Source organism: Mesorhizobium sp. SEMIA396 (assembly GCF_024518615.1).
Lineage (GTDB): Bacteria > Pseudomonadota > Alphaproteobacteria > Rhizobiales > Rhizobiaceae > Mesorhizobium.
The window spans coordinates 14,746-40,025 of record NZ_JANIFC010000009.1 but is presented as its reverse complement, the minus strand read 5'-3'; the positions used below and the strand labels follow the sequence as shown (position 1 = coordinate 40,025).

Here is a 25,280-nt window from a genome sequence, read left to right as displayed (position 1 = left end):
TCGCGTGGGTCTCCCCCGACTTACATGCATCTAAAAGGAGTAGAGCAATGAATCCCCAACTGACTGACATCGAACAGGTCCGACGTGCCAAGGCGAGATACTGCCGTTTCGTCGATACCCGAGACCTGGAACAATTCGCCTCCCTTTTAGAGCCGACAGTCGAGGTTCGGGTCTTCAGCACCGAAGGCGAGCTCATCGCAAGCTTCGATGATCGCGAGAGCTATATGGACGCCATGCGGAGCTACATTCAAGGTTCGCACTCGATCCACCAGCTTCACAACGACGAAATCGATCAGATTTCGCAAACGGAGATCACCGCCATTTGGTCGATGGAGGACGTGCTTGTCTTTCCTGGAGCGGCCGCCGGTCTTCCGGCTCGGATCAAGGGCTACGGACATTATCATGAGCTATGGCGACTTGGCCCCTACGGTTGGCGTCTCGCGCGCATGACGCTTCGCCGGACGATCTTCGAAGTCACCAACGCGTAGGAGGCGATCATGGTTGGAAATCCGATTCATGTCGGAATTATCGGAGTGCACCCCGACAATGGCTGGCCGACGATCGCACACAAGGCGGCGGATGAAAGGCTGCTCGAATATCGCGTCACCACCATCAGCAGCAACCGGGTGGAGGTAATAAAGGTTGCAGCCGAGGGATTTGGCATCCCACATGCCGATACGAACGAGACGCTCGTCAATGATCCGGGCGTAGGTGTCGTCGTCGCGGTCACGGTGACGCAGCACAGGGAACTCGCAATCCGATTGCTCGAAGCAGGCAAGATCGTCTTCTGCGAGTGGCCTCCGGAGGCCTACGGTGCCACACGCCTTCAGGAAGTGCCATCGCCGAGCGTGGGCCTGAGTTCCCCGCGTCCCGTCTCCGACTTGAGGAACAACGCCCGCCTCGCACAGACCTTGGACGGCGCGGTTGACCTCCAGAGTCTAATCAATGCGATCGAATGTAGCGAGGGGGAGGCGGTCGATGTCTGAGACGATGCTGGCGCTTATAATGACGCGAGCGGGCGGACCCGAGGTCATGGAAACGCGCGAGATCGCCCGGCCGCGCATTGCGAACGATACGGATATTCTGGTTCGCGTGATGGCGGCGGGGGTCAATCCGGCCGACTGGCAGAACCGCCGCAATGGCGCGGTGTATGGGACTGGCCCGCGGGACGCATTCACCATCCTCGGCATTGACGGTACTGGGATTATTGAAGAGGTGGGTTCGGCAATCACCCATCTCCGTCCCGGGGACGCCGTCTGGTATGTCGATGGCGGCTATGCCGGCAATTTCGGCAGCTACGCCGAATACAAGGTGCTCAACGGGCATTATGCCGCGCGGAAACCCGTCAGCCTAGGCTTCGTCGAGGCAGCGGCGTTGCCGACGGTGGCGCTCACGGCCTGGGAGGCAGTATTCGAGAAGGCCGATGCCAAGCCGGGTAGCTTCGCCCTGGTGCATGGCGGCGCAGGAGGACTTGGACATATCACTATACAATACCTGCGCAGGCTCGGCGCCCGTATCGCGGCAACCGTCTCAGGCGACGCAAAAGCTGCCTTCGTGCTGTCACTTGGTGCTGAACTGGCGATCCAATATCGCGAGGAGGACGTTGCCGCCGCCTTGCGCCGCTGGACCGGAAAAGCCGGCGCGGATATCGTCTTCGACTTCGTGGGGCACGAGAATTTTGCGCGAAGCTTCGACCACGCCGCGCCGTTCGGCACTCTGGTGAACACCGTCGTCTCGCCATGGCCGAAGGGAAGCAACGATTCAGCGGAATGGAACAATCTCGACGTCCGCTTCGTCAATATCGGACAGCCGCAGATCGCGGGCGATCATCTTCGCCGGCTGAGACAGACCGATGTCTTGCGGCGGGTTGCCGGGATGGTCGATCGCGGCGAGCTGCACCCTCATGTCGACCGGGTGGTGTTGTTCGGCGGTGTTGGCGCGGCACACGAAGCTTTGGAGAACGGCCGTACGATGGGTCGTGTCGTCCTTTCCATTGCTCCGGACCTGGCTGCCTAGCGCCGGCGACCAACCACTGTTCATGTCAGTAAAGATCACACCATGGACATGGGACTTGTTGGAAAGCGCGTCCTCGTGATCGAACCGAGCACCGGGCTCGAGGCGATGGTGGAGGTATTCGCCGCGGAAGGTGAAGCCGCTTTCGTGCAGGGGCGGGACGAAGCCTGCGCGCAGGCCTTGGCCGAGTCGATCTTTGACGCCGGCGGTCGAGTCTAATGCGACCGCGTGCAGCGCTTCATCCGGCGGGGGGGACCGGGGCGCGACGCTGCTCGTCGACTGCGTGAAGCAGTCCGCATCGGCCGCGAGTTCGGGGTGCTTGGCATCACTTTCTCGAAGTCAAGATGGAAGTCGTGGGCCGACCGAGCCGAGTTGAATCCAAAGGCCGACCCATTCACCTGAAAAGACCGAGCCCGAGTTCTTCACTGACAAGATCTTTATGATGAAAAGGTGAACCATGCCGAAATATCACATTGGCGATCACGTCACTTGGAACTCGGAAGCGGGATCTGCGAGCGGCAGTATCATACGAATCCATGAAGAGGATTTCGTTTTCAAGGGATACACCCATCACGCCTCCAACGAAGAGCCGCAATATGAAATAAGGAGTGACAGAACGGATCATATCGCAGCCCATATAGAGAGGGCGCTCTCCAGAAAGCTGTGATCATGCAGTTCTATTCAATTGGCCATTCTACACGCTCTTTTCGCCAGTTTGCGGCGATTCTCGAACGCGCCTCTATAGACCTGATTGCCGACGTGAGAGCGTTTCCCCGGTCGCGCCGTAATCCCGAGTACAACATAGACATATTGCCGATCACTCTGGGCGCGTCCAGTATTTCTTATGAGTATTTTGCTGACTTGGGTGGCCGCCGACAGTGGCAAGTCGACGTGCCTGATTGCTGCAATGCGCTTTGGCGAAATCGCAGTTTTCACAACTACGCGGACTATGCACTATCAGACGCTTTTCAAGACTCTCTCGACGCGCTGATCTCACGAGGCAGCACAAACAAACTGGCGGTGATGTGTTCGGAGGCCGTCTGGTGGCGTTGTCATCGACGAATAATCGCGGACCATCTTATTTCACGCGGCCACGCCGTTTGTCACCTGATGGGCCTGGGGCAAATGAGCCGGGCGACGCTCACCGCAGGTGCGGTTGTTATAGAGCATGGACGTGTGGTTTATCCGCCCAGTGAGTCTGACTAGCGAAGCTGGCCCCATTTTACCGCCCTTAGGTCGACCTGACGGGGGCGCCGCCGATGCGTTGAGTGCGTCGAAGGATCTGAATCACGACCAGATCAAATGTATTCGCGAACATCCGTCGTGGGCGTTCTCTGGATGCTGTAGTCACTGGCGTGCCGGTTCCGTGACATAGCAGGGATAGTCTGCCTGCGCCCGCGAAGACCTTGCAGCGTCCAACTCGATAATGACGATTGGTCGGTCAGATGATGTCGTTGCAAGCAGCCGCCCGCCGGGAGCAAAGGCGAAGCCGCGACCGCCGAAGAGCGGCCCCTGATGTCCAAGCCGGCCGCTCCGGTTTGAACTGACCACGTAGCAGCCACTCACAAGCGCAGCCATCGCGCCGGCGATCTGCCAGGACCGGTAGTCTGGGCCAGTTGCGCGCGGCAGAGCAATTAGGCTGGCGCCGTTGCGTCCATATGCGCGAGCGTGTTCATTGAACATCGCCTCGGTGCATAAGAGCACACCCGCCATAACGCCGCCAACCTGCGTCGTCGTGAAGTCGCGCGCGGCGGTGGCATACCACTCGGTCTCGTGCCATCCGGGCTCCGCTGGAAAATACTGTTTTCGGTGTACTGCTCGGATCTGGCCATCCTCGATCACCACCGCCTCATTCGCAAGACGGTCTCCTTCCCAAATCGGGCGCGAGGTCAGTACCGTCGGCACCTCCAAAGCAGACAGCGCCGCTAAACCCTGATCGTGGAGCGCAATGCTAGCCGTCGCGATGCTCGCATTGAAACGGCTGCTTGAGGCAATCCAATTTCCAAATGGCAATTCGTTCGTGATGAGCAAGTCGGGCCGCTCGCTACGAACGCGTCTTGAGATATCGGTCCAAAGCGAACCGCGAGGTTGCAGGCCGTCTGGCCATTCGACAAAGCCGATACGCATTTACCCTCCGCCACAGCTTTCTCATCGTGGATCTTATGCGACGCCGACGACGGGAAATGAATGCAATCTCTCTCGCCTCGGGAGGCTTTTGACAGCACGTGATGGTCCATTCTAGCTGGCCAGCCAGCCGTTCGGATTGTGCTCATGTCTAGTCGAAAAAACCAATGGTACGATTCTCGCTCTGCCGTTTCCTGACTAGCCTCCAACCGTGAACTTAACCCTTGGAGGCGACGGACATGGACGTACAAGCACTTACTCCGGCATTCAGATTCAATCGCCGCGAGATGGTGGCCGGTATGGCGACCCTTGCGGCCACGCCACTGCTTCCCGTTCCAGCGTCCGCGCAGGACGCCAACCCTCTTTCTAAAGGAGAGCATCTAATGAGCAGCGGATACATCACGACAAGGGACGGCACGGAGATCTTCTACAAGGACTGGGGCCCCAAAAGTGCCCAACCTATCCATTTCCACCACGGCTGGCCGCTGTCTGCCGACGACTGGGACAACCAGATGCTATTCTTTCTGGCGAACGGATATCGAGTCGTCGCCCACGACCGCCGCGGCCATGGCCGTTCGACTCAGGTAGCCACCGGCAACGATATGGACCATTACGCCGCCGACGCCGCCGCCGTGGTCGAGCATCTTGACCTCCGGGATGTCATCCATATCGGCCACTCGACGGGTGGCGGCGAGGTTGCCCGCTATGTAGCCAGATATGGCGAGCCGCAGCGCCGCGTCGCCAAGGCCGTTTTGATCAGCTCGGTTCCGCCCCTGATGCTGAAGACCCCCTCCAATCCTGGGGGTACGCCGATCGAGGTGTTCGATGGCTTTCGCAAGGCGCTAGCGGCCAGCCGGTCGCAGTTCTATCTCGACGTCGCCTCCGGCCCGTTCTACGGCTACAATCGGCCTGGCGCCAAGGTCTCGCAGGGTGTAATCGAGAATTGGTGGCGCCAGGGTATGATGGGTGGCGCAATTGCACAGTACGAAGGCATTAAGGCCTTTTCCGAGACTGACCAAACGGACGACCTGAAGGCGATCACCGTGCCGACCCTGATCATGCAGGGAGAGGACGACCAAGTGGTTCCCTACAAGGATGCTTCGGTGCTCCAGCACGAGCTGATCAAAAACAGCACGCTGAAGCTTTACCCTGGCTATCCCCACGGCGCCTTTACCATCCATGCAGACGTGTTCAATCCGGAAATCCTGTCCTTTCTGAAAGGTTAGTAGTCGAGCACCCAATCTGGAGAAGACGTTCCGTACGCCTTCTCCAGGCCGCTGTCTTTGCCCATGCAGGCATTGGGGAACGCTCACACTTCTGGACAGGCCAAGACTGCCGGACGTGCGCCGACCAGCGCGACATGCTCAAAACATCGGCCGGGCCGGGCTTTTCGCGACCAACTGTTGAACCCTACGTCACTCGCCTGGCCCGGCCGGTAGAGCTTTTTTGGAGATCGTTATGTCCCACCATCTTGATTCCCCGATCGCACGCCAAGACATCCGCCTCGACATCACTGACCTCTATGTCTTTCGTGGGACGACAGGCACGGTATTCGCGATTAATGTCTGCCACTCGATTTTTGGCAAACTTCCGGTGCCTGGGTACCATCCGGAGGGAATGTACGAGTTCAAGATTGATCTCGACGGCGATGCGATCGAGGACATCACCTTTCGCGTAACATTCGATGCTGCGGACGCGGATGGCAATCAACGCTTTATGTTGCGTCGGATCGATGGGACGGATGCTAGCGATCCGAACTCGCCCGGGGTGGCGATCATCGATGGGTTCACCAACCGAGGCGCGACAACGGCCGATGGGCTTCGCTTCTGGGCGGGAAAGGCCGCCGACCCGTTTTGGATAGATCCTGACGTCCTTCACGCGGTAGGCCACGCATTCCAGGACGGCACAGTGATCAACCTTGTCGGATGGGATCCGGCAAAGGCCCGAAATCTCTTTGCCGGGCACACGGTATACTCGATCGTGCTCGAGGTTCCCGACGACGAACTGCTGATCGGGGCCATTAGCAAGCGCCTCGGCGTGTGGGCTGTTGCGACGTTAGCCACCGACGCGGGCGGTTGGCGCCCGATCAATCGCATCGGACTGCCGATGATCCACCCGCTGTTCACGCAATTCGACGAGGATCTGGGCAACAGGCTGAACGCCGGCCGGCCGGCCGACGATTTTGCAACTTACGGTCTCCGGACTGCCAACGCCATCGCGGCGGTCGTCGCCGCCAACGGTACCTCGGAGGACCCTGCAGGCTACGGTTCGACGGTCGCCCATCGTTTCTTCCCGAACATCTTACCCTACGAGGTGGGCACGCAGGCGACATTCGGATTTGGACAGTGGAACGGCCGTTCGCTGACGGACAATGCCGCCGACGTCATGTGCAGCATCGCGGCCAACGCGCCGATCCGCCTCGGCATCGGCAAGGAGTCTGTGACGTCGAAACCGTCAACGATCTTTCCTTATATGCCGCCGGTCGTTGCTTAAGGCTCCCAAACGAGAGTCAAGCATTGAGCTCCGATTCTTACATAGAATTTCAGACTGAGAGCCGAGAAAGGAATTCGACATGTTGAAACAACTGTTTGTCATAACCGTAACCTTGATGTTCAACGTCATGCCGGCGTTCGCACATCTTAACCCGGAGGAGCATGGCTCGCTTCTCGCAGGCTTCTCTCATCCTTTGTTTGGGCTCGACCACATTCTGGCGATGATCGCTGTGGGCTTGTGGGCTGCTCTGCTCGGTGGGCGGTCCACATGGCTCATCCCCTCAGCGTTTGTCGGAACCATGGTCGTCGGCTTCGTTGTGTCCATGCTCGGTGGTGACCTCCCATTCGCAGAGCCCGTCGTTGCAGCGTCAGTTCTCATTCTCGGTCTGCTGGCTTTCGCAGCACTTCAAGTTCCAACATCGGTGGGAATGGTATTGGTCGGCTTCTTCGCATTTTTCCATGGGTACGCACATGGCGGTGAACTTGGTGAAGCGGGAGCGTTTCCGTTCCTGGTAGGGTTTGTCATCGCGACTACTCTGCTTCATGCCCTCGGCGTGAGGATAGGTCTTGGGCTATCGCGGCCTGCGATTGGCGGAGTGCAACGTTGGGTCGCCCAAATGGCTGGCGGCCTCACGGCGCTCGCCGGTTTATGGATAGTCGCCGGCGGTTAGTAGGCTCGTGTTCTTCTAATGATCATAGGTGCGCTCGTAGCTTCGGCCGCAGGCTCCCCGCCACCCCCTTTGAGGTCAGCAGGCCACGCAGTGGTCGTTACGCCGCGCCGCGCCGATTAGTTCGTCGAAACATGTCGAAGATCGGCGGCCGTATCGTCCGCATGACAGTCGACATGGTTGATCATGCGACTCCATGTTCGGCAGTGCGACGATCGTGAACAACGCGGACTGCTGCGCATGCCGCACTCGGTCCAAATCCTGAACGTTTAGCGAGAGTCAAATGCGACGAACGCCTCACTATCGCGCGACAAGGCACGACTTGACAATTGCCGCAACTCCGAACGCGCTGAAAATCCTGTCTCGCGGCATAGAGACAACCGACCTGCGGTGATTTGATCATCATTCACCGCAATCGAGGGATAGCGGGGCACTCTGAAGAAGGCCCGCAATTATTGTTTTCTATTACATCTCATGCCTCCCATGTCTGCTAGTCTAGCGAAAGGGGCGGGCTTGCCGCTGGTTTATGGCAGGGAACGGAGAAATCGGCGTGGAAGGTTCCGACCAGGTCATCTTTCTCGTGGACGACGATGTCCATGTTCGGGAGTCGATCAGTGACTTCCTCGCATCGGCGGGCCTCCGGTGTGTCGCAGTGGGCTCGGTAAGCGAGTACCTCGAATACCGTCGGCCCGACTTACCAAGCTGTATCGTGCTTGACGTGGAGCTCCCCGGCGTAAGCGGGCTTGAGTTTCACGAACAGATCGCCAGCGGCGATCATCCGCCAGTTGTGTTTATTACGGGCCATGGGGATATCCCTTCGACGGTCAGGGCGATGAAACGGGGTGCCGTTGATTTCCTCACGAAGCCCTTCCAGGAGTCGGATCTGCTCATAGCTATCAAAGCTGGCATTGAGAGAGATCGGGAGCGCCGTTCGAAGCAGGACGAATTGGGCGTTCTCCGACGCCGCTTTGCTGAACTTACACCTCGAGAGCGGGAGGTATTTCCGCTCGTGGTCAGCGGGCTAATGAACAAACAGGCGGCGGCAGAGCTCGGAATACGCGAGGTGACGCTACAGGTTCACAGAGGCAAGGTCATGCAGAAGATGCGGGCTGCCTCACTTGCCGATCTGGTGCGGATTGCAGCCATGCTCGATATTCCGATAACTCATTCCCGCCATGCAGGAGCTTTGTGAAGTGAATTCTCGTCAGTGGGTCGTCGCGATCGTGGACGATGATCCGTATCTACTTGAGTCCCTGGGAGATCTCCTGGAATCAGCCGGGCATAAGGTGCGCTCCTATGACACTGCCTTATCTCTCCTCCAGGGTGATCGGCTGTCGGAAGTAGACTGCCTGATCACTGATGTCGGCATGCCGGTCATGGATGGAGTCGAACTGCAGCGGAGGGCAAATGCTCGACTTCCCAACCTTCCCGTCATCTTCATCACAGGCAGGCAGGAACTGGCCACTCAAAGGCGAGTGACCGAAGCTTCTGTTTCTAGAGTATTTCAGAAGCCATTTGATACCAGAGCATTGCTGGATGCAGTATCCGACGCTCTCTTGGCTCGTGATTGACGCGGATACAAATACACGATCGTCCTTTTGGCGGTTTGCAGGATGGGACTTGTAAAGGATTTACCGTCGGCCAACCGAGGCCGTAGTCCGGTGTTATTGCTCTCTGGTCGTTACGGGGGGACGATGCGACTGGGAAAGCAACTGCGACAGAGGAGCTGTTCAAGGACGGTGACAGCGCGAGTCTGGCTGATTACCGTTGGCATCGGCGACTTGACGCAACGAGACTCGGATAGAGGCCTATGACGAACACGCGCAGGCTCGTAGATCTCTCGAATGTTGACCTCAAGGTCCTCGCCGAAGACGAAGAGCGTTTGCTGATGAGGGTGAGGCGCCGAGACGGCAACGCTGAGAAGACCGCGCTCGTTGTCAGGCCAAAATTGGACCAGTCACGGTTGGGCCTCGCAGCGCGCCTCGTTAATGAACACAGCCTGAAACCATATATCGAGGGCACATGGGCCGCGCGCCCGATGGCGCTTCTGGGGGAAGGAAACGTTACCGAGCTTCTACTCGATGATCCCGGCGGCGAGCCGCTTTCGCGGCAGGTCGGGGCACCGATCCCGATCCGGCGGTTCTTGATATTGTCCATGGCAATGTCGGATGCGACGGGGCAGATGCATGAAGCTGGGCTAATCCACAAGGATATCAAACCCGACAATTTTCTCATAAGTGGCTCCGGCGATCGCGCTTGGCTGATTGGCTTTGGCATCGCTTCGCGGCTTCCACGCGAGCGTCAGACTCCGGTGCCCCCCGAGGTGATCGCCGGTACCTTCGCCTATATGGCTCCGGAACAGACCGGACGCATGAACCGGTCGATCGATGCTCGCAGCGATCTCTACGCTCTCGGCGTTACCCTCTATGAAATGATCACCGGCGCCCTGCCATTTGTCGCTGCTGACCCAATGGAGTGGATTCATTGTCATGTGGCCCGTCAACCTATCCCTCCTTCAGAAAGGTTGACCGGAATTCCGGAGCCTGTTTCAGCCATCGTCATGAAGCTCCTGGCAAAGGCTGCGGAGGACCGTTACAGGACGGCCGCTGGCCTGAAGGCGGATTTGCAGCGGTGTCTCGAGGAATGGGAGGCGCGCGGGGCCGTTCGGCCGTTTGATCTTGGCACGCGCGACACGCCAACTAAGCTAATCTTCCGGGAAAAGCTCTACGGGCGCGACGACGAGATCAGATCGTTGATCACTGCGTTCGATCGGGTCGTGGCGAATGGCTCTCCCCAACTCGTTCTTGTGTCCGGCTATTCGGGGATCGGCAAATCGTCGGTCGTCAACGAATTGCACAGGTCGCTTGCGTCTCGGCGCGGACTTTTCGCTGCTGGTAAGTTCGATCAATACAAACGCGGAATTCCATACGCGACGCTGGCGCAGGCATTGCAAGGCTTGGTTGCACAATTGTTGAGCAAACACGAGGCCGAGCTAGCGCTGTGGCGGAATGAGTTCGCCACAGCCCTCGGGCCGAACGGCCAATTAATAGTCAATCTCATTCCAGAATTGGAAACCATTATCGGCGAACAACCCAAGGTGCCTGATCTTTCCGGTCCTGAGGCGCAGAACCGGCTACGCCTTGTGGTCCGACAGTTCATCGGTGTGTTCGCACGCCCAGAACATCCCCTCGTATTGTTCCTCGACGATCTGCAATGGCTGGATTCGGCGACCCTGGACATCGTCGAGAACTTGGTGACCCAGTCCGAAACGGGAAGCCTTCTCCTCGTGGGCGCATACAGGGACAATGAAGTTGCTCCAGATCACCCCTTGTATAGACGCCTGCGCTCCATCCGAACGTCAGGAGCGCCGGTTCAAGATATTCAATTGAGCGGAATCCAGCCGCAGGACATTGTCCACATGATCGCAGATGCGCTCGACGATCATCCACAGAGAGTGGCTCCGCTTGCCGACAGCGTATTTGCGAAGGCTGGCGGCAACCCCTTTTTCACCACCCAGTTCGTAGCGAGCCTCGTTGACGAGAACCTGCTCGTATACGATCCGGATTCATCGGGCTGGAGTTGGGATATCGATCAGGTCAATGCGAGGCGTGTAAGTGACAGCATAGTCGATCTCATGGTCGAGCGCCTGCGTCGCCTTCCGGAAGCCTCACAGCAGGCGTTGAGGCAAATGGCTTGCATGGGCAACGCTGTGAAAGCCCTGACGTTCCAGCGGATTGTCGAAGCATCTGCCGAGAAGGCACACATGCTTCTCCATGACGCTCTCCTGGCCGGTCTGCTCCTCCAGGTCGACGATGGCTACGCGTTTGCGCATGATCGCATCCATGAAGCAGCCTATGCCACCCTTCCCGAACCCGAGAAGGCCGCCACCCATCAACTGATCGGATCGCGGCTGCTTGCGACGCTTGATGAAGCCGAGATCGATGCCGATGTCTTCAACATCGTGAGTCAGTTCAACCGCATCGAAATCGGAAGCATCGCACCTGCGGAGCGCGCGAAGGTCGCAAACCTGTATTTGCGTGCTGGGCGGAAAGCCAAGGCGTCCGCCGCCTATTCGGCGGCGTGCGGCTACCTGGCAAGGGGACGATCGCAGCTCGTCGATGTCGGCTGGACGACACATGCCGAACTTGCATTCGCGCTGGCAATTGAGCATGCCGAATGCACCTTCCTCAGCGGCGATCTCGCGCAGGCCGATCAGATGATCTCTGCCTTGCTGACCCAAGAAACTGCCAACGTGGAGAAGGCGGCGGTCTACCGGCTCAAGGTGGAGCTTTGCGTTGTCAAGTCGGACAACAGCGGTGCGGTCGAAAATGGAGTGGAGGGGCTGGGGCTTCTCGGCTTCGACTTGCCGATACGCCCTTCCTGGGCAGACGTCGAGCGTGAATACGACGAGATTTGGAGGAACCTCCAGGGCCGCCCGATAGAGAGCTTCGCCGATCTGCCACCCATGACAGATCCACAAGCACTCGCGGCGATGCGTCTCTTGGCGGAGATGCAGCCGCCGGCGTATTTCTCCAGCTTCAACATGACGATCCTGGTAATCTGCAGGATGATAAATCTTTCCCTGACCCGGGGGGCTGCGAGTACGTCGGCGCAGGGTCTTGTTCTGTTGGGCTACGTCATCGGCCCCGCCTTCGGCCGCTACGAGGACGGGTATCACATCGCCCGGCTAGCGAGTGACCTTGCCTCAGAGCGAAACGGACCAGTCGACAAAGCGCGCGTGAACCATTTGACGGGACTTGCCGCCGCATGGACGGAGCCGCTGCCCGTGGTCCTCGATTGGCTGCGTGCAGCATTCAGAGGCGGAGTCCAAGCCGGCGATCTCTATTACGCCTGCTTCGAGGCTGCCGTAATCGTCCTGCATGTATTTCTCAGCGGCCAGAAGCTTGAGGATGTCGACCACGAGTGTAAGCGTGCGCTCGATTTTGCCCGGGACACCGGCTTCCAGGCTGGAATGGATTTGGTGATAGCCACCGAGCGCGCGGTAGCTAGCCTGCGGGGCCGGACGCGAGGACTCTCCGAGTATAGCGACGAAACCTTCGACGCCGGCGCCTTCGAAGCCAATCTCGCACGCTCGCAGAACTCCGTCGTCATGTGGTGGTACTGGACCCGCAAAACCATGGTTCATTTCCTTGCCGGGGAGTACGAGGCTGCCTTGGCCGCCGCGGATAAGGTGCAATCGCATTTCTCGATCCGGAACATGCAGATCGAGCAGATGGACTGCTTCTACTACGCCGGGCTTTCGCTCGCTGCACTCATTGATGAAGCCCCCGTTGCCGAGCGTGGCGCAATGCACGCGAAATTGGCTTCGCGGCACGCGCAATTGCGGGCCTGGGCCGAGGAAACGGGATCTCCGACATTTGCCGACAAGCATCTCCTCGTCGCCGCGGAGATCGCGCGGGTAGACGGACAAGATCTGAAAGCCCAGCGCCTCTATGAAGAGAGCATCCGCTTGGCGAAGGAAAACGGCTTCCTGCACAATGAAGCCGTTTCCAATGAGATGGCCAGCCGGTTCTATGCACGACAGAACTTTGAAAGAATCTCCCTGATGTATCTACGGGAAGCCCGCCTCTGCTATCTCCGCTGGGGAGCTCACGCCAAAGTCACGCAGATGGAGGCCGCGTATCCGCAACTGCGAGAAGAGCAGCCAGTGGCGCTTTCGACCGGCACGACGTTCGCGCCGGTCGAACAACTCGAATTAGCCACGGTGATCAAGGTCGTTCAGACTGTTTCGGGAGAGATCGTCCTCGACAAGCTGGTCGATGCGCTGATGCGCATGGCGATCGAACATGCAGGGGCAGGGAGAGCGGTCCTTGTGCTGAGTCAAGTTGCGGGGACTCATATCGAAGCCGAAGCCGAGATGACTGGCCACGGCGTGGTGGTCAGGTTGCGGGAAAACCTGAACTCCACAAGTGCCGCGCTGCCGGATGCAATCGTCCAGCACGTCCTCGGCACGAAAGAAACGGTTATCTTGGAGAATGCACTGTTGACCAGTCCTTTCTCCACCGACCCATATATCCTCGACCGGCATGTGCGCTCGCTTCTGGCGCTGCCTTTGATCAATCAAGGAAAGCTGATCGGCCTGCTTTATCTGGAGAACAATCTTGCCGCCAACGTATTCACGCCCAGTCAGATAGCCATTCTGAAGCTGATTGCGTCCCACGCCGCCGTAGCCTTGGAGAATACACGCCTTTATCGCGACCTCGCTGAACGCGAGGCGAGAATCCGTCGCCTGGTGGATGCCAACATCATCGGCGTCTTCATGTGGAGGTTCGATGGCCTGATATTCGAGGCGAACGACTCGTTCCTTGACATGCTAGGTTTCGATCGCGACGATCTTGCTGCGGGACGAGTTTATTGGACTGATTTGTCTCCACCTGAGGGTTGGGAAAACGACGCCAGAATGGTCGCGGAAGTAAAGGCAACGGGGATAGCGCCACCCTGGGAGAAGGAGTTCTTCCATAAGGATGGAAGGCGGGTTCCCGTGCTTCTTGGCGCCGCCACATTTGGCGATCCCGAATCGGACGGTGGGGTCACCTTCATTCTGGATCTGACTGCGCGAAAGCAGGCGGAGGAGGCTGCTCGTGCAAGCGATCGCCGTTATCGCGACCTTCAATCCGAATTGGCCCACGCTAGTCGGGTCGCTACAGTAGGGCAACTCTCCGCCGCAATCTCCCATGAGCTGCGGCAGCCTCTAGTGGGTGTGGTCACTAGCGCTTCGGCAGGCCTGAATTGGCTATCGGCAGGACCACCCAACATTCCGGCAGTCCGGCGTGCACTCGAGCGGGCGATGAGCGAGGGGCACCGGGCAGCCGAAGTGCTCGATCGCACACGCGCCCTTGTCACCAAGATGCCACCCAGGAACGACCTGGTCGACGTCAATGCAATTGTCTCCGACACTGTCGCGCTGGTTCGAGAGCAACTCGTCCTGAACGAGGTGTCGCTTGAGCTGAGGCTAGACAAGACCCTCTCTCGCGTCTTGGCGGATCGCGTCCAGTTGCAGCAGGTCATCCTGAACTTGATGCTCAATGCCATAGACGCCATGGCAGGTGTCAACAGTCGGCCGCGTGAACTGAAGATAGTCTCCGGACGCGAATCCCCTCATGTTGTCTATGTCGCAGTTCAAGACACTGGACCTGGCGTTCCATCCGGCCTGGAGGAAAAGCTTTTCGACGCCTTCTATTCGACGAAACCGGATGGGATGGGAATGGGACTGGCAATTAGTAAGACAATTATCGAATCCCACGGTGGCTCGCTCGGCACGACGCGTAATGAGCCACAGGGGGCAATCTTCTCGTTTTCCCTGCCAATCGACGCTCCTGAGCCGCCGTCTTAGTGCTCTCGCAGGGAACCCCGATAATGCCCAGTGAAAGACGCCAGTCCTTACTCGAACTTTTGTTCTGTGTATGTCTATAATTCAGCTTCCACCATCTCAGCAACATCGGCATGTATTTGCCTTGGCATATCCATAGGGGACATCTCAGATGTTCCGGAACGTTGCACGACCCGTTCTGGCGATCTTCCCTTTGCTTATGGCGATCGTTCTCGTCTTGGTGAGTGGTGAGCCGTGGCTCCTGATCATGGGCGTCGTGTCGGTCTGTGCCTTTGATGCTTGGCGTATCGGCTTCATTGGGGCGATCTTCGTGACGATGCTTTTTGCCCTAGCCCACTTTCCGCCCGCACATCTGATGACAGAGGGCGACCTCTCTCCTGCAGTGCAAACCGCACTCTTTGGAGGGGCAGCCTTGGTGATTTTCACCGTGATTAGGTGTGCAATGATTTTCCCCTCAAAGGCGGATGATCGCATGCGGTTCGCGGCAGCCATCGTTGACAACATGCCGGCCATGGGGTGGTCTCTGAACGGCAAGGGCGAATACACGTACACAAATAAGGCGGTACAGAACTATGTCACCGGCAACGAACGCCAGGCAGACTTGGACGACTGGAAAAATGCCATTCCGCTTGTGCACCCTGCCGACGTGGAGCAGACGTTTGGCCGGCTGGTGGAATGCCTCGCCAGCGGCGAGGATTTTGTAACCGATTGCCGCATCCAAGGACATGACGGCAGCTATCGTTGGTTTCGTGCAGTTGCTCGCGCTGCCCGGGGTGCCAAAGGAGACATTACCGGCTGGTACGGTACGTCCGTGGATATACACGAGCAGAAGCTCGTCGAGGAGGCCCTCAGAGAGAGTGAGCGAGAGCTTAGACAACTCGTTGACGCCATTCCTGCCCTGATCTGGTGCGCGACGCCCGAAGGTGAGCCGTTCTACGCAAATAAGCAGGTCAAAGCGTTTGCCGGCATCGCGATTGGCGACTTGGAGGTTCCAAACAAGACCCGCCTGCGTGAGGCCCTCGACGTGACCGTGCACCCCGACGATCGAATTCGGGTCGGTGACGCAATGATGCGGTCATTCTCGACGGGCACCTCCTTCGCGGAGATATACCGGTTGCGCCGTCATGACGGCATGTTCCGCTGGGTCGACAGTCGTCTTGCACCTCAATGCGACGACACGGGAAAGATCATACGCTGGTACGGCGTCCTCATCGATATTGACGAGAGCAAGCAGGCCGAGGAAGCCCTGCGCGCGAGTGAGAGGCAACTGCAGCTTCTGGTCGACACGGTGCCTGTCATGGTTTGGTGCGCTTCTGCTTCGGGCGAACCAACTTACATCAACAGACGGCTCAACGACTACGCCGGTATCCGCGCTGAGAAGGTCGACCAAGCGCGGTTCGATCGCAACCAGCAGATAGACCGGTTGATCCATCCAGACGACAGGGAACGATTCCGCCGCGCCCTGGTCGAGTCATTTGCTTTAGGCAGGCCGTTTACGCTGCGCTATCGTCACATGCGACACGATGGGCACTACCGCTGGGCCGACAGCCGGTCGGAGCCGCTTCGCGACGGGGATGGCCGACTGCTACAGTGGTATACGGTCATCACCGATATCGACGATGAAACGAGGATGCAGGAGGAACTGAGGTCGGCACATGAGAGACTTGCGAGCGCCTCGAAGGCTGCCAGCCTTTCCGAGCTGACCGCATCCATCGCGCATGAAGTCAATCAGCCACTGGCCAGCATCGTGGCAAGCTCACAGGCCTGCGAACACTGGCTGAAAGCTGATCCGCCTAACATAACACGCGCGATCGCCAACGTGGGCAGGATCACGAGGGATGCAAATCTGGCCGCAGACATCATTCGCCGAATCCGTGTCCTGTTCTTTAGAACCTCTGAAACTAGGACGCCGGTTAGCATCAACGAACTCGTCTTGGACGTCTGCCGGCTCATGGAGAACGAGCTTGCGGTGAACGCAATTCAGATAAGAACCGGCCCGGATGACGGCTTGCCATCGGTAATAGGGGACCGTATCCAGCTTCAGCAGGTTCTCGTCAACCTGATCCGGAACGGCATCGATGCCATGGAACGCATGCCTCCGGAGGAACGAGTCCTTGAAATCGGCTCGCGACTTATCGCCGGAAACCGGATCTCGGTGGAGGTTCGCGACCAAGGATCCGGAATGGAAGACCCGCACATGATCTTCGAGGCGTTCTACTCGACCAAGGCGAACGGCAAGGGCATTGGACTGGCGATCTGCCGTTCCATCATCGAGGCGCATGACGGGGAGATACGGGCTGAGAATGGCGAAAACGGAGGCGCCGTATTCACCTTTACGTTGCCTATTTCCAACCCGGGGCAAGATAGAAGAGACGTCGCGTGACGCGATCACAGTAAGTACTACAACAGCACGGTGAACCGCGTAAGAAGAAATAGACTAAACTAACTAGAGCTGCTGCGATTGCCGAGGTTCGATGCTCTGAGCCATGATGTCGGCCATGCGTACTAGGTCGGGAACGGTCCGCACATTCAGTTTGCGCATGACGCTGCCTCGATGCAACTTCACAGTAGACTCGCTTATACCGAGCTCGGCGGCAATCTGCTTATTCATCCGTCCCGCAGCGACCAGCCAGGTCACATCCAATTCGCGTTCGGTCAGACACGAGAAACGCCGTCGCAAGTCATTAATGGCTTGCTGCTGGCGTCGCCTCGCGCGATCCCGTTCGAGAGCTGCGGAAACGGCGTCTAGCAGATCCTGATCCCGGAATGGTTTGGTGAGAAAGTCGACCGCTCCTGATTTCATAGCGCGGACGGTCATCTGTATATCCGCATGGGCGGTAAGGAAGACGATCGGAGTCTTAACTCCCGACCGGGCGAGATGCTCTTGGAACTCAAGTCCGCTGAGCCCCGGAAGCCGGACGTCCAGGACGATGCAACTTGGGTTGTCAGGCGACCTGTTCCGCTGAAGAAAATCACTGACCGAACCGAATGCTTGTGAGGAGAGATCGATGGATTTCAGAAGATCTTGAAGAGCTTGGCGAACCATAATGTCGGCATCAATTATAGATACGCTGGAGTCCCTACCGGCAAACTCGCTTCGGGACGTTTGACGACGAGAGGTGCCGTCGCCCGATAAAGCTAGGAATGCACCCGACGTCACGGTGTCAAGAAGCTCTTTTGCCGTATTTTCCATTGGTTCGACCTTAATCTTTAATTTCTCTTCGAGTTCTACTCAGAAAACGCGTGAAAGAGGTGGCACAATGATCAAAGATTGGCAGCATTGCGTTGGGAAACGGTGCGCCTGTCTGGTTTCTGGTCATAAACCTGTGTGTAATGAAGACCGTGATTCAGCACCATTAAACATTTCCATTAGACCTACGTTGACCGATCAGACGTCCGCATCCAGTTCGCCGCACTTCCCATGCGATTGTGCAGTGCCCCTCTCCACCCAAGGGAAGTTCACACTCAGAGCCGAGAACAGTTTGCTGATCAAGTGATCAAGGCGAGAGCAAGGGGAGCGTTGTTCACTCCGAATTTTAACTCTCGCTCCGGTGCAGTGCCGGAGCGAGATTATCTCGATCTGCGCGAAGCACGGAAGTTGCGGCGCAGGGTCATTCTTTCCGTGCCGCTGGGACTTGGTCGGACTCTCCACATGCGTTCGACACTATTTGCAAGAGGCAGTTCGATGGAGAACGTCGATCCGACATTTTGGATTGATCTCACCGCGACTTGATGGCGAAGCAGATCCGCAGTCTGGCGGACGATCATAAGGCCAAGACCCATTCCGTCCCACTCAGCGGAATCACCGCGCTCGAATGCGTCGAAGATGCGTTCGAGGCGTGCTGCGGGGATGCCGGCGCCGTCGTCCTGCACGTCGATGCACGCTCTGTGGCGCCTGGTCCGACACACCAGTCGGACATGGCCACGCGGACCGCTATACTTAATCGCATTGCCGACCAAATTGCGCAGGATCGTGTGGAGCATTTCAGGATCCGTTTCGACGATGCTGTCGGATGAGATTATCCGAAGCTCGACGCCGCAAGCCTCTGCATAGAAGCGCCAGTCGCTTTCGACCCGCTCCAGTACTTGAGCAAGGAGGACATTCTGGCGGCGCGGTTGCAACGTCTCGTCCTTCTGCGACAAGCGAGCGATGTCATCGAGTTCGCTACCGAGGCGCTTCATGGCATCAAGTGCGATGCGGAGACGATCTGCAATAAGGGCCGGCATACCAGCTTCTGCCGCGTAGGCGAGCGACATCATCGCGACATGCAGCGGTTGCTTCAAATCGTGGCCCGCTACCGCCATCATCCTCGCCATTGCGGCACGCGATGCTAATGCGCGCTCCACTGCTTCTGCACTCGCTTGCTCTGTCGTCATCTTCATTCCCGATCTTCGCCGTTATGCTCGACGCCACGCTACGGCGAAGGTCGATCGTGAATAATCCCACGTAGCGGCAGTCGCGGTCGCCTACACGGGCGAGCGACCGTACTTATGTACGGAAGAACGATCCCTTGCGCCGATATCTGAAGTGCCAACCGCCGCTTAGCTTCACACAATCTGGGGGACCCAGTACGGCAAGCCTACCGTTTTGTTGAAGCAAAGGAATCAAATATGACCATGCCTTCGTTCCGATACCAACTCGAAAAGTCCATCCCACGTGTCGGCAACGGCGGCATCACGCGGGGCGCGTCGATACACCAGTTTCCCGCCAGCATCGGTATCGCCGGCGTGTCGATGCGTCTCGATCCTGGCGCCATGCGCGAACTGCATTGGCATGCCAACGCCGCGGAATGGGCGTATGTGATTTCTGGCAACTGCCGCACAACGGTTCTTAATCCAAACGGGGGAGCGGCGACCGATACGTTCGGCCCGGGTGATGTTTGGTATTTCCCGCGCGGATGGGGTCATTCTATCCAGGGCCTCGGACCCGGCGAATGCCATTTCATTCTCATCTTCGACAATGGCGATTTCTCAGAGGATCATACCTTCAGCATCACCGACTGGCTGTCTTGTACGCCAGCGGAGGTCGTACGACAAAATCTGGGCCTTTCCGCTGAGTGCCTGTCAATGCTGCCGCACGGAGAGGCCTATTTCGCAACCGGCCCGGCGCCCGATGACCGGTCCCGGGATGCCGAGCCGCGGCCGGTTCCGGAACTGACAACATTCCATCGCTACCCGCTTTATGCTCAGCAACCGCGACGGGTGCCGGGCGGGGGAACGCAAAGAACCGTGTCGGTAGACGAGTTTCCGATCTCTACCACGATGGCCGGTTCGTTGTTGGAAATCGAGCCTGGGGCGATGCGCGAACTGCATTGGCACCCCAATGCCGACGAGTGGCAATACTACATCGAAGGCGCTGCAGAGATGGCGGTGTTCCTTGCCGAGGGACAGGTTGTCATTGAGCAGTTCGAGGCAGGGGACATCGGTTATGCGCCAATGGGTTCCGGCCACTATATCCGCAACACGGGGCCAGGAGTCCTGCGGGTCCTCGTCGGGTTCAATAACGGTCACTACGAGGCGAACGACCTCTCCGCCTGGCTAGCGGCCAATCCGGTCGACGTGCTGGCGGCGAATCTAAGCTTGCCGAGGGTGGCGGTGGCCGGTCTGAGGGCCAGACCGGGTTTTCTGGCGCCCGGCGCCCCGTGACGGACGCGGCTGAAACCGACCGCGTCACCCATCGCCGTCTCCCCGACTACTCTCCTCCTGGCGCGTAGGCTCGTTCTCGGTCGAGTGGTGGGCGAGAACGGAGCGGGGCTGAACACTGTGTTTCATCCAGAAGGAAAGCACAAATGAACACACCGGTTTGGCTCATCACCGGCGGATCGAGCGGGCTGGGCGCGTCTATTGCGCACGCGGCTCTGCGAGCCGGACATCGCGTGGCTGTCACGGCGCGGGACAGCTCTCGCCTGGACGCGCTGGCCGCGGATTATCCAGGCGCGGTACTGCCCCTATCGATGGATTTGACTAGCACCACCGAAATAGAGGCGGCCGTTGCGGCGGCCGAGGGATGGCATGGCCATATCAACGTACTCGTGAACAATGCGGCGGTCGGCTACCTCGCCCTAATAGAGGAAGGGCAAGACGAGAAAGTTCGTAAGCTATTCGAAACCAATGTGTTTGGCGCGGTCGCGGCCATACGGGCTGCCCTGCCTGGCATGCGCGCACGCGGAAGCGGGACGATCATCAATATCTCCTCGACCAACGGCATCGTCGCCATGCCGTCCCTCGGCTACTATAGCGCGTCGAAATTCGCTCTCGAAGCGCTCACTGAAGCGCTGACGCAAGAAGTCGCGCCGCTTGGCATACGCGTGATGTCGGTCCAGCCGGGGGGCATGCCGACGGGCATAGTCTCGCGCAATCTCCGGAGCCCGAGGATCGAGGGCTACGATGCCCCGGCGCATGCCATCATGGATCTTCTGGAAAACGACAGAGATGGCGCCCTTGCGCCGAGCGACCCCCATCGGATTGCACAGATACTTGTCGGTCTGGTGATGGCTAAAACCATGCCTCGGCAACTTATACTTGGCCCCGACAGTTGGGAGGCCATTACGTCAAAACTGATCGCGCAGCGTATGGAGTTCGACGCGTGGAAGGATATCGCCTACAGCACGGTCGCACTGTGAACGTTCCACGAGTTCGTCCGGGGATCGGTCAAACTGTCCGGAGAAGCTTCCGACCAATTAGCGCGGACGATACAGAGGTGGGAGCTAGCTCCGTCTCGAGCGAGGCCGCTGGTGTGTCGATCGAGAGGCGAAGGCGATCAGCTAGGATGGTCGCTTTGCCGGGCGTCTAGCCTCAATCTTCGTTCTCACGAGTGAGTCCTGACGTCCTGCCGCAACTCGGACGGCCCTGCGGCGTTCGCGTTGTGCTTGCTGGTGTAGGGTCACGCGTGGACGGCACGTACGCCATGTTCGGCTAGTGCGGCTGCGTTGCAGCCGTGTCAAACGGTTCGGTTCGCCGGAATCAAACCGAGATCTGCCAGGAGACTGGCAGATCTCGTCGGATCTATGGGTCTGTCTTTGCGGGTAGCAGGTCAGGCGGCGACGGATCGGCTGCTGATGCGACGCTTTTGTCTTGAACGCAGGGATAGCCCAAGACCAATGAAACCGCCGCCCTGGAACAAAAGGTCGACGGTGAGAACTGCGCCGAGGAGCCACAGGCCAACGGCAGGCCAAGTGGCGACAATGAACATGCCAACAACGACGGTGAAGACGCCGCTGCCGGCGATCCATCCCCACCCACCCTGGCTGCGAAGCTGCAAGCCAATAACAATGCGAAGGGTGCCAGCGGCAATGAGCAGGACGCCGAGCACCAGGGAAATGCCGACGGCGGTTAAGACAGGATCGTAGACCGAGATCGCTCCGGCAGCCGCATAGAGCAGTCCGGCCAGGAGGTAGAGAAAGCGGCGGCCCCAGCTGCCAGTCGTGAAGGCGTGGATGATCTGCATCACGCCACCGGCGATCATCATGGCGGCAATATAGAGAACGGATACGAGCGTCGCGAGCAGGAGGTTTAGGCCCGCAATCGCACCGGTGACCAGAAGTCCAATGCCAAGCGCTACGAACCAACCCCACTTGCCGTGAAGTTCCTTCAGTGGCGCTCCGGGCGAGCGGTTGATGGTGGTGTCGAACATTTCAGGTCTCCTTCTTTGCTGGATCGGATAGGCTTGATGCATCTGGCCAAGGGCCAGAAGATCGCGTGGCGACCACGGAATACCCGAGGAGGTGCGCTTATCGCTGAGCGCCTCAGAACGCTGGATGGACCGCTCGCCGGCTACCTGAGAGCGTCCTCGACGGTCGTCGCGATCCATTGTTCGACGGTGAGGCCGACGTCGCCCGCATGAACTGCCGCCGCGGCCGCCACGGAGGGAGGTAGCGGTACGTCGTAGATGATGTCCTGGATGCTGTTGGCTGCAAGCACTTGACGCGTAACGTTGTCGGCGAATTGTCTCACTCTTTCGAGCTTCTCCTCGTGGCTGCCGTCGGTACTGGCCGACACGGCCGGACAGTAGAGCGCGATAAGGTAGTTGATCGTATCGTCGCTGGACATTCCGTGCTCCCGCAGAAGCTGGATTGCCGTCTGCAACTGGGCGGGCTGGTCAAGCGTGAGCCCTTTAGGAACGAATCCCGTGACCTCGCCCTCTAGCGGGGAAACGTGGAGGTCGGCCGCGGACGGGCACTGCAGTTCTTGGGCATAAAGCCGCGCTGGAACCGCGACGAGCGCGACGTAAGCGGTCACCACAGCAACGACCAGGTTACAGGATTTCATGGCCATCTCTCCTGGAGAGGGAGTAAAGGGAGCGAAACGCATAGAGCACCCGCCATCGCCGACGTGTTTCCCCGGCAAAACGCTTGAAGACGGTGAACAAATGTGCCTGCGCCTGGAAGCCGACGCTCAGTGCGACCTCGACCAGTGAGTATGTGTTTTCGGCGAGCACGACCTTGGCGTGATGGGTCCGCCTGCGCACCACATACTCGTGCGGACGAAGATCGGTTGCCGTCCGAAACTGGGCTGCAGAATACATCCTGCTCAGGCCCGCTTGAGCCGCGAGATTACCAAGGCTGATCGTGTCAGCAATGTGGTCTTCGACATATAAGGCCCGCTTCAGCCGCCATTTCACCAGGGCATTTCCTGGGGTATGCGCGTTTTGGGTAACGCACAGTCCGAGCCAACGGGCGGCGACCGCAAGCCTGATCACGTCATCGTAGATGCCTCTAGACATGGGTTCGGGGTTATCAGTCGCAGGCGTATTGTCGAACATGCACGGCCCCTTGTGTCTCATTCCGCATAGGCCGGGCCGGCTGCGCTCGTCGTGGGGATCGTCGATCCTTTCCCCAGATGCGACAGCAGTAGGACTGCTCAACACGCCGAAATGACGGTCCGGTTACCCCGGTGAATCTGAACGTCACCCGTGCTCGGCTCAATTCGTACAATCGTCTTGCAACATGTACCCTCGCTTAGGATTCCCATGCTTTGGATTTAGACAACCTGCCGATGCGGTCCGCGAAGCCTTCCTGCGGCCAAGCGTCTGGCGCTCGGACGTCCGCGGTCGAGGCGCCAAGCCAACGTCGGAAGAGCGAGCGGAGGTCGCTCCGGTCAGCGGCTTCATGTTCGAAGCCAGCGCCCCGGTTCTTACTCGTCGTGCGCCAAGCTCTTCGCGCGCGGCTTCGCCATATCGATCGGCTCGGCTTGCAGCACGATCGGGCAGGACGCGCCCTGTTACACCTGAACTGCTCGATTCCTGGCTTCGCATGCTGAGCCTGATGGAGCGCCCGGACCAGGTTCCGGCCCTGGCCCCGGCCTACCAGCGCGAAATTCTCTTCCACGTGCTGAAGGGGCCACTCGGCTGGATGCTGCGGGATATGGCGACCCCAGATACCACGCTTTCAGGGGTCGGCATCGCCATTCAGTGGCTCAGGGAAACTTCGCCAAGCCGCGCCAGTTGTACGTTTGTTCGCAAAATCCACTCCTCTTGCGCAACATGACAAGAGTAAGTTTCGCCTCTGCCGTCCCATCGGCTGGGATGCCTTTGCCGATCTCATCTAGAGCGAGAAGCTTCCCTCGCTTTTCCGCCCGTTCCAGCTGTGCAGAGCCATTCCACTGGCTCGCATCCTGGCAATAGAGTTTCTCTCAACGCGCAGTGTGCATGATCGCATCTGGGGGCGTGGGACGTTTCGAGGGGAACACGATCTGGCATTTGAAGTTTGCTCATAACGCAGCGTCTGCTTTGACGAGTTTCGCCTGCGCAAGCCTTGCGCCTGTCATCATCTGGATCAAGGCTCGCGTGAGAAGAATGTCTCCGATAGCGACGAAGATCGCGAAAGCTTCTCGCAAGGGCTTGACTGTGGCGTCGGCGCTGGCGCACCGGCGGAAGTCTGCTGTCCCGGCTTCGTACCGGTCGCTGCTCACGCCAACTGTGGCTAAGCCCGACGTCCCATCCGCTCTTCACGCCGTTCAGCATCGAACGCCTGCCTTCCCTTCGCATTCCATAGGTTGCGCGCATGCTCGCCTTCATCGCTCTGCAGCTTGGCGGCGATCCGAAGCAACGCGCCGTAGATGGTAGCGCGATCGTCGTTGGTCAGATCAACGATGCCCGCCTTGACGACGAGACCGCCAAGTTCGATGAGCTGCCGTGTGCGCTTGCGACGCTCGACCTGCCAGGTGCGCATATCATGCCGAGCCAGAGCCGCCTGCCGGCGATTGTGGGCCGCCCGGTTGCGCTGGAGTGCCGCGAGGGTTGCGCTGAGATGCCGGAGCAGTTCGCCGGGAGCCGCTCTCGAAAAACATCACCCCACGCTTGGCCCATGCCTCACGCTTTGCGGTCTCTTTCGTCTCGGCGATTGCAACCAGTGCGCCGGCCAGTTCGTCGGTGCTGAGCTGGTCGGCGCCGGTGGCGATCACCAGCTCTCCAAGCTGCTGGACCTTTCTGGTTCTGAGCTCTCGCGCCTTGTCTTCCAGCGCCTTCAGTTCCGCATCGTAGTCGCGTGGCTTGCGCATCTGCTGTCTCCATCATCTCCATTGATTGTCGATGCAGCGATGATAGGCGAGCGTCTGCCGGATGGCTTCAGGGTTGCCGAGACGGCTCGGGACGCGCCGGTCCATCCCGAGAATTTTTCGAGGGAGGGCGCGCTT

At 58.8% G+C, this 25,280-nt stretch carries 23 protein-coding genes and 1 pseudogene; 16 read left to right on the top strand and 8 right to left on the bottom strand.

What is annotated here, in order from left to right; all coding sequences use genetic code 11:
- Positions 1-47 precede the first annotated feature (47 nt).
- From NP503_RS21295 to NP503_RS21270, 6 genes are all read left to right on the top strand, one after another.
- On the top strand, positions 48-488 hold the full coding sequence (locus tag NP503_RS21295; RefSeq protein WP_127269552.1) for a nuclear transport factor 2 family protein: 441 nt from the start codon (positions 48-50) through the stop codon (positions 486-488).
- Between the two features lie 9 nt (positions 489-497).
- Positions 498-986, top strand: coding sequence for a Gfo/Idh/MocA family oxidoreductase (locus NP503_RS21290; protein WP_127269553.1), 489 nt, complete (start codon positions 498-500; stop codon positions 984-986).
- A complete protein-coding gene (locus NP503_RS21285) occupies positions 979-2,016 on the top strand; it encodes a zinc-binding dehydrogenase (RefSeq protein WP_127270672.1) in 1,038 nt (345 codons plus the stop codon). The genes NP503_RS21290 and NP503_RS21285 overlap by 8 nt, the downstream gene beginning before the upstream one ends.
- A gap of 42 nt (positions 2,017-2,058) precedes the next feature.
- Positions 2,059-2,232 (top strand): hypothetical protein, encoded by a 174-nt coding sequence (locus NP503_RS21280; RefSeq protein WP_164748740.1) that lies wholly within the window; start codon positions 2,059-2,061, stop codon positions 2,230-2,232.
- A gap of 238 nt (positions 2,233-2,470) precedes the next feature.
- On the top strand, positions 2,471-2,680 hold the full coding sequence (locus NP503_RS21275) for a DUF2945 domain-containing protein (RefSeq protein ID WP_127270674.1): 210 nt from the start codon (positions 2,471-2,473) through the stop codon (positions 2,678-2,680).
- A gap of 2 nt (positions 2,681-2,682) precedes the next feature.
- Positions 2,683-3,219 carry a DUF488 family protein gene (locus NP503_RS21270; protein ID WP_206517121.1) on the top strand — a complete coding sequence of 179 codons (537 nt, stop codon included), beginning with the start codon at positions 2,683-2,685 and terminating at the stop codon, positions 3,217-3,219.
- Positions 3,220-3,360: 141 nt separating this feature from the next.
- Here the strand turns inward: NP503_RS21270 and NP503_RS21265 are convergent, their stop codons facing one another.
- Positions 3,361-4,140 carry a carbon-nitrogen hydrolase family protein gene (locus tag NP503_RS21265; RefSeq protein WP_127270679.1) on the bottom strand — a complete coding sequence of 260 codons (780 nt, stop codon included), beginning with the start codon at positions 4,138-4,140 and terminating at the stop codon, positions 3,361-3,363.
- 380 nt (positions 4,141-4,520) lie between these two features.
- Here NP503_RS21265 and NP503_RS21260 point away from each other — a divergent pair, with 380 nt between their 5' ends.
- The 7 genes from NP503_RS21260 to NP503_RS21230 all read left to right on the top strand — a co-directional run bounded on the left by NP503_RS21260 (position 4,521) and on the right by NP503_RS21230 (position 17,031).
- Positions 4,521-5,363 carry an alpha/beta fold hydrolase gene (locus NP503_RS21260; protein ID WP_127270695.1) on the top strand — a complete coding sequence of 281 codons (843 nt, stop codon included), beginning with the start codon at positions 4,521-4,523 and terminating at the stop codon, positions 5,361-5,363.
- Positions 5,364-5,595: 232 nt separating this feature from the next.
- Positions 5,596-6,630: a DUF4331 family protein gene (locus NP503_RS21255; protein WP_127270681.1), complete on the top strand. Its 1,035-nt coding sequence runs from the start codon at positions 5,596-5,598 to the stop codon at positions 6,628-6,630.
- A gap of 79 nt (positions 6,631-6,709) precedes the next feature.
- The gene (locus NP503_RS21250; RefSeq protein WP_127270684.1) at positions 6,710-7,300 is read left to right on the top strand and encodes a HupE/UreJ family protein; all 591 of its coding nucleotides are present in this window, start codon (positions 6,710-6,712) and stop codon (positions 7,298-7,300) included.
- Between the two features lie 547 nt (positions 7,301-7,847).
- A complete protein-coding gene (locus tag NP503_RS21245; protein WP_127270687.1) occupies positions 7,848-8,489 on the top strand; it encodes a response regulator transcription factor in 642 nt (213 codons plus the stop codon).
- Position 8,490: 1 nt separating this feature from the next.
- Positions 8,491-8,868 carry a response regulator transcription factor gene (locus NP503_RS21240; protein WP_127270690.1) on the top strand — a complete coding sequence of 126 codons (378 nt, stop codon included), beginning with the start codon at positions 8,491-8,493 and terminating at the stop codon, positions 8,866-8,868.
- Between the two features lie 239 nt (positions 8,869-9,107).
- A complete protein-coding gene (locus NP503_RS21235) occupies positions 9,108-14,651 on the top strand; it encodes an ATP-binding sensor histidine kinase (protein ID WP_127273142.1) in 5,544 nt (1,847 codons plus the stop codon).
- 148 nt (positions 14,652-14,799) lie between these two features.
- Entirely contained in the window at positions 14,800-17,031 is a 2,232-nt protein-coding gene (locus NP503_RS21230; protein ID WP_127266652.1) for a PAS domain-containing protein, read from the top strand.
- 63 nt (positions 17,032-17,094) lie between these two features.
- On the opposite strand, the gene NP503_RS21225 is transcribed toward NP503_RS21230, so the two are convergent.
- Both NP503_RS21225 and NP503_RS21220 read right to left on the bottom strand, forming a co-directional pair.
- Entirely contained in the window at positions 17,095-17,841 is a 747-nt protein-coding gene (locus NP503_RS21225) for a response regulator transcription factor (protein WP_127266653.1), read from the bottom strand.
- 377 nt (positions 17,842-18,218) lie between these two features.
- Complete coding sequence (locus tag NP503_RS21220; protein WP_127266654.1) at positions 18,219-19,031, bottom strand: HAMP domain-containing sensor histidine kinase; 813 nt, start codon at positions 19,029-19,031, stop codon at positions 18,219-18,221.
- A gap of 228 nt (positions 19,032-19,259) precedes the next feature.
- Here NP503_RS21220 and NP503_RS21215 point away from each other — a divergent pair, with 228 nt between their 5' ends.
- Entirely contained in the window at positions 19,260-20,294 is a 1,035-nt protein-coding gene (locus NP503_RS21215) for a cupin domain-containing protein (RefSeq protein ID WP_206517119.1), read from the top strand.
- Positions 20,295-20,437: 143 nt separating this feature from the next.
- Positions 20,438-21,271 (top strand): SDR family NAD(P)-dependent oxidoreductase, encoded by an 834-nt coding sequence (locus NP503_RS21210; RefSeq protein WP_127266655.1) that lies wholly within the window; start codon positions 20,438-20,440, stop codon positions 21,269-21,271.
- A 410-nt stretch (positions 21,272-21,681) separates the two neighbouring features.
- Here the strand turns inward: NP503_RS21210 and NP503_RS21205 are convergent, their stop codons facing one another.
- From NP503_RS21205 to NP503_RS21195, 3 genes are all read right to left on the bottom strand, one after another.
- Positions 21,682-22,281 (bottom strand): HdeD family acid-resistance protein, encoded by a 600-nt coding sequence (locus NP503_RS21205; protein ID WP_127266656.1) that lies wholly within the window; start codon positions 22,279-22,281, stop codon positions 21,682-21,684.
- Positions 22,282-22,421: 140 nt separating this feature from the next.
- Entirely contained in the window at positions 22,422-22,916 is a 495-nt protein-coding gene (locus NP503_RS21200) for a hypothetical protein (protein ID WP_127266657.1), read from the bottom strand.
- The gene (locus NP503_RS21195; protein WP_164748739.1) at positions 22,903-23,409 is read right to left on the bottom strand and encodes a helix-turn-helix transcriptional regulator; all 507 of its coding nucleotides are present in this window, start codon (positions 23,407-23,409) and stop codon (positions 22,903-22,905) included. The genes NP503_RS21200 and NP503_RS21195 overlap by 14 nt, the downstream gene beginning before the upstream one ends.
- 184 nt (positions 23,410-23,593) lie before the next feature.
- Here NP503_RS21195 and NP503_RS21190 point away from each other — a divergent pair.
- A pseudogene (locus NP503_RS21190) lies at positions 23,594-24,070 on the top strand (AraC family transcriptional regulator); the annotation flags it as partial.
- A 498-nt stretch (positions 24,071-24,568) separates the two neighbouring features.
- Here the strand turns inward: NP503_RS21190 and NP503_RS21185 are convergent.
- Together NP503_RS21185 and NP503_RS21180 are read right to left on the bottom strand one after the other, a co-directional pair.
- Positions 24,569-24,817: a conjugal transfer protein TraD gene (locus NP503_RS21185; RefSeq protein ID WP_127266660.1), complete on the bottom strand. Its 249-nt coding sequence runs from the start codon at positions 24,815-24,817 to the stop codon at positions 24,569-24,571.
- A 1-nt stretch (position 24,818) separates the two neighbouring features.
- Positions 24,819-25,145, bottom strand: a complete 327-nt coding sequence (locus NP503_RS21180; protein WP_127266661.1) for a conjugal transfer protein TraD — start codon at positions 25,143-25,145, stop codon at positions 24,819-24,821.
- Between the last annotated feature and the right edge of the window lie 135 nt (positions 25,146-25,280).

Bases quoted from the DNA above. Each gene is read 5' to 3' on its own strand.
- NP503_RS21185 (WP_127266660.1), bottom strand. From the start codon at position 24,817: ATGCGCACCTGGCAGGTCGAGCGTCGCAAGCGCACACGGCAGCTCATC.
- NP503_RS21270 (WP_206517121.1), top strand. From the start codon at position 2,683: ATGCAGTTCTATTCAATTGGCCATTCTACACGCTCTTTTCGCCAGTTT.
- NP503_RS21275 (WP_127270674.1), top strand. From the start codon at position 2,471: ATGCCGAAATATCACATTGGCGATCACGTCACTTGGAACTCGGAAGCG.
- NP503_RS21180 (WP_127266661.1), bottom strand. From the start codon at position 25,145: ATGCGCAAGCCACGCGACTACGATGCGGAACTGAAGGCGCTGGAAGAC.
- NP503_RS21210 (WP_127266655.1), top strand. From the start codon at position 20,438: ATGAACACACCGGTTTGGCTCATCACCGGCGGATCGAGCGGGCTGGGC.
- NP503_RS21200 (WP_127266657.1), bottom strand. From the start codon at position 22,916: ATGAAATCCTGTAACCTGGTCGTTGCTGTGGTGACCGCTTACGTCGCG.
- NP503_RS21260 (WP_127270695.1), top strand. From the start codon at position 4,521: ATGAGCAGCGGATACATCACGACAAGGGACGGCACGGAGATCTTCTAC.
- NP503_RS21220 (WP_127266654.1), bottom strand. From the start codon at position 19,031: ATGAAGATGACGACAGAGCAAGCGAGTGCAGAAGCAGTGGAGCGCGCA.
- NP503_RS21285 (WP_127270672.1), top strand. From the start codon at position 979: ATGTCTGAGACGATGCTGGCGCTTATAATGACGCGAGCGGGCGGACCC.
- NP503_RS21295 (WP_127269552.1), top strand. From the start codon at position 48: ATGAATCCCCAACTGACTGACATCGAACAGGTCCGACGTGCCAAGGCG.
- NP503_RS21205 (WP_127266656.1), bottom strand. From the start codon at position 22,281: ATGTTCGACACCACCATCAACCGCTCGCCCGGAGCGCCACTGAAGGAA.
- NP503_RS21280 (WP_164748740.1), top strand. From the start codon at position 2,059: ATGGACATGGGACTTGTTGGAAAGCGCGTCCTCGTGATCGAACCGAGC.
- NP503_RS21235 (WP_127273142.1), top strand. From the start codon at position 9,108: ATGACGAACACGCGCAGGCTCGTAGATCTCTCGAATGTTGACCTCAAG.
- NP503_RS21290 (WP_127269553.1), top strand. From the start codon at position 498: ATGGTTGGAAATCCGATTCATGTCGGAATTATCGGAGTGCACCCCGAC.
- NP503_RS21250 (WP_127270684.1), top strand. From the start codon at position 6,710: ATGTTGAAACAACTGTTTGTCATAACCGTAACCTTGATGTTCAACGTC.
- NP503_RS21230 (WP_127266652.1), top strand. From the start codon at position 14,800: ATGTTCCGGAACGTTGCACGACCCGTTCTGGCGATCTTCCCTTTGCTT.
- NP503_RS21215 (WP_206517119.1), top strand. From the start codon at position 19,260: ATGACCATGCCTTCGTTCCGATACCAACTCGAAAAGTCCATCCCACGT.
- NP503_RS21225 (WP_127266653.1), bottom strand. From the start codon at position 17,841: ATGGAAAATACGGCAAAAGAGCTTCTTGACACCGTGACGTCGGGTGCA.
- NP503_RS21255 (WP_127270681.1), top strand. From the start codon at position 5,596: ATGTCCCACCATCTTGATTCCCCGATCGCACGCCAAGACATCCGCCTC.
- NP503_RS21265 (WP_127270679.1), bottom strand. From the start codon at position 4,140: ATGCGTATCGGCTTTGTCGAATGGCCAGACGGCCTGCAACCTCGCGGT.
- NP503_RS21195 (WP_164748739.1), bottom strand. From the start codon at position 23,409: ATGTTCGACAATACGCCTGCGACTGATAACCCCGAACCCATGTCTAGA.